The 5,587-nt window shown below is 70.9% G+C and carries 6 protein-coding genes and 2 pseudogenes; 5 read left to right on the plus strand and 3 right to left on the minus strand.

Going from position 1 to position 5,587, the window contains the following annotated elements; genetic code table 11:
* Positions 1-407: pseudogene (locus tag BN11_RS10190) on the minus strand (gephyrin-like molybdotransferase Glp); the annotation flags it as partial.
* A 6-nt stretch (positions 408-413) separates the two neighbouring features.
* The gene (locus BN11_RS10195; protein WP_048697281.1) at positions 414-1,796 is read right to left on the minus strand and encodes a UTP--glucose-1-phosphate uridylyltransferase; all 1,383 of its coding nucleotides are present in this window, start codon (positions 1,794-1,796) and stop codon (positions 414-416) included.
* Positions 1,797-1,852: 56 nt separating this feature from the next.
* Between BN11_RS10195 and BN11_RS10200 the strand changes: the two genes are divergently transcribed.
* From BN11_RS10200 to BN11_RS26110, 3 genes and pseudogenes are all read left to right on the plus strand, one after another.
* A complete protein-coding gene (locus tag BN11_RS10200) occupies positions 1,853-2,425 on the plus strand; it encodes a 5-formyltetrahydrofolate cyclo-ligase (protein WP_048697283.1) in 573 nt (190 codons plus the stop codon).
* A gap of 42 nt (positions 2,426-2,467) precedes the next feature.
* The gene (locus tag BN11_RS10205) at positions 2,468-4,042 is read left to right on the plus strand and encodes a potassium/proton antiporter (RefSeq protein ID WP_048697286.1); all 1,575 of its coding nucleotides are present in this window, start codon (positions 2,468-2,470) and stop codon (positions 4,040-4,042) included.
* 47 nt (positions 4,043-4,089) lie between these two features.
* A pseudogene (locus tag BN11_RS26110) lies at positions 4,090-4,281 on the plus strand (FmdB family zinc ribbon protein); the annotation flags it as partial.
* Between the two features lie 14 nt (positions 4,282-4,295).
* Here BN11_RS26110 and BN11_RS26115 read toward each other — a convergent pair.
* The gene (locus BN11_RS26115; RefSeq protein WP_048697290.1) at positions 4,296-4,481 is read right to left on the minus strand and encodes a hypothetical protein; all 186 of its coding nucleotides are present in this window, start codon (positions 4,479-4,481) and stop codon (positions 4,296-4,298) included.
* Between the two features lie 52 nt (positions 4,482-4,533).
* Between BN11_RS26115 and BN11_RS10215 the strand changes: the two genes are divergently transcribed.
* Positions 4,534-5,370, plus strand: a complete 837-nt coding sequence (locus BN11_RS10215; protein WP_048697294.1) for an S-methyl-5'-thioadenosine phosphorylase — start codon at positions 4,534-4,536, stop codon at positions 5,368-5,370.
* Between the two features lie 12 nt (positions 5,371-5,382).
* On the plus strand, positions 5,383-5,587 hold a 205-nt coding region (locus BN11_RS23645), incomplete at its 3' end, for a hypothetical protein (RefSeq protein WP_048697295.1).

A 5,587-nucleotide genomic window follows, 5' to 3' on the forward strand; every position in this document is an offset into this window, starting at 1 on the left:
CGGATGGAGCGGCCGTGGGGGACGGCGGCATACACCTGCACCACGTCGAGGCCGCCGTCGGTGGCCTCGACCATGACGACGGCGTCCGCGCCCGCCGGCAGCATGGCCCCGGTCATGATCCGGACCGCCTGTCCCGCACCGACCGTCACGGACGCGGCATCGGCGCCTGCCGCCACTTCCCCGACCACGGTGAGGGCGGCCGGCCCCTCGGGGGAGGCGCCGGCGACATCGGCGGCGCGCACGGCATACCCGTCCATCGCCGAATTGTCGAAACCCGGCAGCGCGACGCGGGCCACGACGTCCGCCGTCGTGATCAGGCCGAGGCAATCCGCCAGCGGCACCTCGGCACCGGCGCGGGGCGGCAGCGCGGCGAGGATCGCGTCGCGGTGCTCAGAGACCGATCGCATTGCGCCTCATAGGGTTCCGGTCAGCGTGGCGCCGTCGGGGATGACGCGCGGCTCCCCGCTGATCGTCACATCGCCGACGCAGGTCACGTCCGCGCCGAAGGTCGCGTCCGCGTCGACGGTCAGGCTGGTGCACTCACGCATCCCGGGCACACCCTGGGGGAACCGCGCGAGATAGTCGGGCACGAACTTGTAGGGCTTGCCCAGCGAGATGGCCGGCTCCGAGTGGGTGATGCGCGAGACGAGGTTGGCGTCGGCGTCGAGGTCGAAGATGTCGGACTGCACCAGCAGCAGCTCGTTGGTCGACTTGACCGGGCGGAACCGCTTGCGCGGCACAGCGATCGCCTGCGAACCGGGAAAGACCTCGATCGCCGCGCCCATGGCCGACTCGATCTGGATCACCGGCGTCGAGGAGGGGTCGGTCGGGTCGACGGTCTTGCGATTGACGATGACCGGCAGCGGCACCAGCCCCCCGGAGCGCTCCATCAGCGCGGCCAGCTCGTCGAGGTCGACCCAGAGGTTGTTGGCGTGGAAGAGGGTGTGGCGGGTGTTGTCCTGGAAGTGCTCGTCCTCTCCCGGGACGACCATCGCGCTGTCGCGCAGGATCAGTTGGTTGTCGCGGGTGCGGACGGCGAGGTGGCCGCCCTTGCGGTCGTTGGCCGTGCGCTCGCACACCTCGGCGGCGTAGGGGATGTCGTTCGCCAGCAGCCAGGCCGCGATGTCGGGGTCGCACGTCGCCCCGAGGTTGTCCGCATTGGACAAGAACGCGTAGCGGATCCCCCTTTGCCGCAGTGCATACAGCAGGCCGGTCCCCTGCAGCGAGACATAGACGTCACCATGTCCGGGCGGGCACCACTCCAGCTCCGGGTCGGCCGGCCACGAGACCGGCTCGAGCGTGTCGGCGGTCAGCTTGGGCTCGGCGTTCTGGATGAAGTCGAGCGGCAACCCCGCCACCGGCAGGTCGGGATAGGCCGCCAGGATCTCTAGCGACTCCTCTCGCGTGCGGAAGGAGTTCATCAGCAGCAGGGGCAGGTCGACGGCATACCGCTGCCGCAGCGCGAGCGTCTGCTGGGCGATGATGTCGAGGAAGGTCAGCTCCCCGCGCACCTTCAGCGCCGTCTTCGGCCCCGACAGGCCCATGCTCGTGCCGAGCCCACCGTTGAGCTTGATCACGACGACCTTAGCGAGCGCCGCGCGGCGGTCCGCCTCGCTGGTCGCGACCCCCTCGAGGGTGGTGACATCGGTTAGGGGCGCGATCGTGGTTTCGGGGATCAGCCCCTGCTCCCCCGACTCGAGCATCCGATAGAAGCGGTCGAAGGTCGCGATCGCCGCCGGCGAGGCGCCTCGCTCGGCCATGGCGGTGGTCGCGTGCGCGAGTCCGGCATCACTCATACCCGCCAGCCTAGTAATGCATGGGCCGGTATCCGGACGCGCCTACGCTGGCGATCATGGGGCTGAGCGTGAAACAACAGGTGCGCGCCCAGCGGCGCGCGGCGCGCCGGGCCATCGCTGCGACCCGCGACCTGGCGGCGGACGGGGAGGGAATCGCGCGGCATACCCTCGCCCTCGCCGACAACCTGGCGATCGGCCCCGGGGAGGTGGTAACGGCATACGAAGCCCTGCCCGCCGAACCCCAGACGCAGGCGGTATGCCGCGCCCTCACCCAGCGGGCTGTGCACGTGATCGTGCCGATCACCCTGGCGAGCTTCGATCTGGACTGGCACGAGCTGGACGATCCGGACCGGACCCCGCTGGGTCTCGACGCCGTCGCCGCCTGCCGGCTGCTCCTCATACCCGGCCTCTCCGTCGACCGCCACGGAACCCGGATGGGGCAGGCCGGCGGCTGCTACGACCGGACCCTCCCGCGCGCCCGGCCGGACGCGGTGGTCGTCACGCTGCTGCATCCGGGTGAGTTCCTCGACGCCACGCTGCCCGCGGACCGCTGGGATCAGCCGGTCGATGCCGTGGTGACCGCGGACGGGCCGGCGTGGACGAGACACGGTCAGCGGCACCGACCCTGACAGGATGGGGGCCACCGCCCAGACTCCGAGAGAGAGGCACCGATGCTCCCCCTCGCCGGCGACGCCCAAACGGGCTTTACGCTGGGGGAGTTGACGACGGCGCTGCTGGTCGGTTCGCTGACGCTGATCGTGTGCGTCGTGGCCATCCGGCTGTCCAACCGGACCGGGCTGCCGTCGCTGCTGATCTATCTGGGCATCGGCCTGCTGATCGGCGAAAACGGTCTGGGCATCCGGTTCGAGGACGAGCAGCTCACGCTGGTGCTCGGGTATGCCGCGCTCGTCCTCATTCTCATCGAGGGTGGCCTCACGACCCGCTGGGATGGCATCAAGGACTCCATCGCCCCCGCCGGCCTGCTGGCGACGCTGGGCGTCGGGGTGTCCGTGGCCGTGGTCGCCGTGGCGGCGCACTTCATCCTCGGCTGGTCCTGGAACGCCGCCCTGCTCGTCGCGGCGATCGTCTCCTCGACCGACGCGGCGGCGGTCTTCTCCGTGCTCCGATCGGTGCCCTTGCCGCGACGGCTCACCGGGATGCTCGAAGCCGAGTCCGGATTCAACGACGCCCCCGTTGTCCTGCTCGTGAGCGCGCTCGCCCTCGCCGCCGCCAATCCCGGCGAGGCACACAGTCCGTGGGCGATCCTCGGGCTGGCGGCGACCGAGTTGGCCGGTGGTGCGGTGATCGGGCTGGTGGTCGGGTATGCCGGGGGGCAGCTAATGCGCCGCAGCGCGGCCGGGAGTTCGGGCCTGTTCTCGATCGGCGTGATCGCCGTGGCCGTGCTGGCGTATGCCGCGGCCGCGTCCCTCCACGCGTCGGGCTTCCTGGCCACGTATCTCGCCGCGCTCGTGCTCGGCAACCTCGGGCTGCCGCACCAGCCGGCGGTGCACGCGTTCGCCACGGCCGTGGGCTGGCTCGCGCAGATCGGGCTGTTCGTGCTGCTGGGTCTGCTCGCCTCCCCCGCGGGGTTCGCCGAACAGCTGGTGCCGGCGCTGGTCGTCGGTCTCGTGCTGCTGCTCCTCGCCCGCCCGCTGTCGGTCGCGGCATCGGTGTCGTGGTTCGGGTTCAGCCTGCGGCAACAGGCGTTCTTGTCGTGGGCGGGCTTGCGTGGGGCCGTGCCGGTCGTGCTCGCGACGGTGCCGGTGATCGAGCGGGCACCCAATGTCGACTGGATCTTCGACCTGGTCTTCGTGCTCGTCGTCATCTTCACGTTGCTCCAGGCGCCGACGCTGCCGTGGGTGGCGCGCCGGCTCGGCGTGACCGAGGCGCACCGCACCCGGCAGCTGACGGTGGAGTCCACGCCGGTGGAGGAACTGAACGCGTCCCTGCTGACCGTCGATGTCGGGCCGACGTCGATGCTGCACGGGGTGGCCGTCTTCGAGCTGCGGCTGCCGGTCGGCGCCGATGTGACGCTGATCCTGCGCGACGGGCACAACATCGTCCCGACCCCGCGGACCAAGATCCACCACGGCGACCAGCTCCTCGTCGTGACGACCGACGCCCAACGCTCCCGGGTGGAGGAGCTCATGCGCGCGATTAGTGAGGGCGGCCGGCTGGCGGAGTGGACGAAAAAAGCCCGGCTCAAGGTGCGCAAGCGCCCCGGGCGCCCGGCGACCTTCGGTTGAGCGGTGGGAATGCCGTGGCACGGGCTCGCCTTATCATGAGGTAGTCAATGCCGCCGGGTCCGCGACGGGTTCGGCGCCTGGTCTTTCGGAGGACTTCGTTGCCCACGTATGCCTATGCCTGCGCCGATTGCGGCCACGCCTTCGACATCGTCCAGTCCTTCAGCGACGACTCGCTGACCGTGTGCCCCGAGTGTGAGGGCCGGCTGCGCAAACAGTTCAACGCCGTGGGCGTGGTGTTCAAGGGCAGCGGGTTCTACCGCACCGACTCCCGCTCGAGCAGCACCAGTTCCGTGCCCTCCTCCGGCGGGTCGTCCTCCGGCTCCTCTTCCAGCTCCTCTTCGGGCGGCTCGTCCGGCAGCGGTGACTCCTCATCGTCGTCGAGCGCGTCCTCCTCGAGCACGTCGTCCACACCCGCGAAGTCCACCTCGGCGGTATCCACAGGCTCCTAGGCCCCGCTTCCCCGGATGTGCGCGCGGCCGTAAGGTCGCGGCATGACGGCAAACGACCAGCAGGCGGAGATCGGGGTCATCGGCGGCTCCGGGTTCTACTCCTTCTTCGAAGGCGCCCCGCGCCATCGGGTCGAGACGCCGTTCGGGGCGCCGAGCGACGAGATCGCGATCGCGGACCTCGGCGGGCGCCGGGTCGCATTCGTCGCCCGCCACGGCGCCCACCACCAGTTCGCCCCCCACCGGGTCAACTACCGCGCCAATCTCTGGGCGCTGCGCAGCCTCGGGGTGCGGCAGGTGCTTTCGCCGTGCGCGGTCGGATCGTTGCGGCCCGAGCTCGGGCCGGGATCGCTCGTCGTGCCCGACCAGGTGGTCGATCGGACCTCGGGGCGGGCCCACACGGTCTATGACGAGCCGGGACCTGTCGTCCACGTCAGTTTCGCCCACCCCTACTGCGAGCGGGGGCGCGCTGCCGTGTTGTCCGCGGTGCGCGAGGACGGACGCCTGTCCGCCACGGACGGCGGCACGCTGGTCGTCGTAGGGGGTCCGCGGTTCTCCAGCGCCGCGGAGTCCCGTATGCACCAGGCCCAGGGTTGGTCCATCGTGGGCATGACGGCCATGCCGGAGGCGGCGCTGGCCCGCGAGCTGGCGATGTGCTTCACGACGGTGGCGCTCGTAACGGATCACGACGCGGGCATCGACGGGGTGCCGGCGGTCAACCATGCCGACGTGCTCACCGTGTTCGCGCAACACATGCAGACCCTCAAGGACGTCTTGCGGTCGGCGGTCGCCACCCTGCCACCGCACGAACCCGACGAGAGCGCCACCTGCCCGTGCCGGCGCGCCCTCGACGGCCTGAAGCTGCCTTTCGAGCTGCCCTAGACGGAGGCCATCGTGCTCTCACCGACCAAGACCAAGGGCAAGCTGATGGCGCCCGACTCCCCGTTCGCCCCGGTCATCGGGGCCGGACGCCGGGCGGCCTGGCGCCGGACCCTGCTGCGCCGGATCGCCGCCCTGTTGATCCTCGCCGCCGGGCTTGCGCTGCTCATCCTGCGCCCGGGGGCGGACGGGGTCCCGGCGACCGCGCCCACGCCCTCGG

Source organism: Nostocoides australiense Ben110 (assembly GCF_001050535.1).
In the GTDB taxonomy this organism is placed as follows: Bacteria; Actinomycetota; Actinomycetes; order Actinomycetales; family Dermatophilaceae; genus Nostocoides_A; species Nostocoides_A australiense.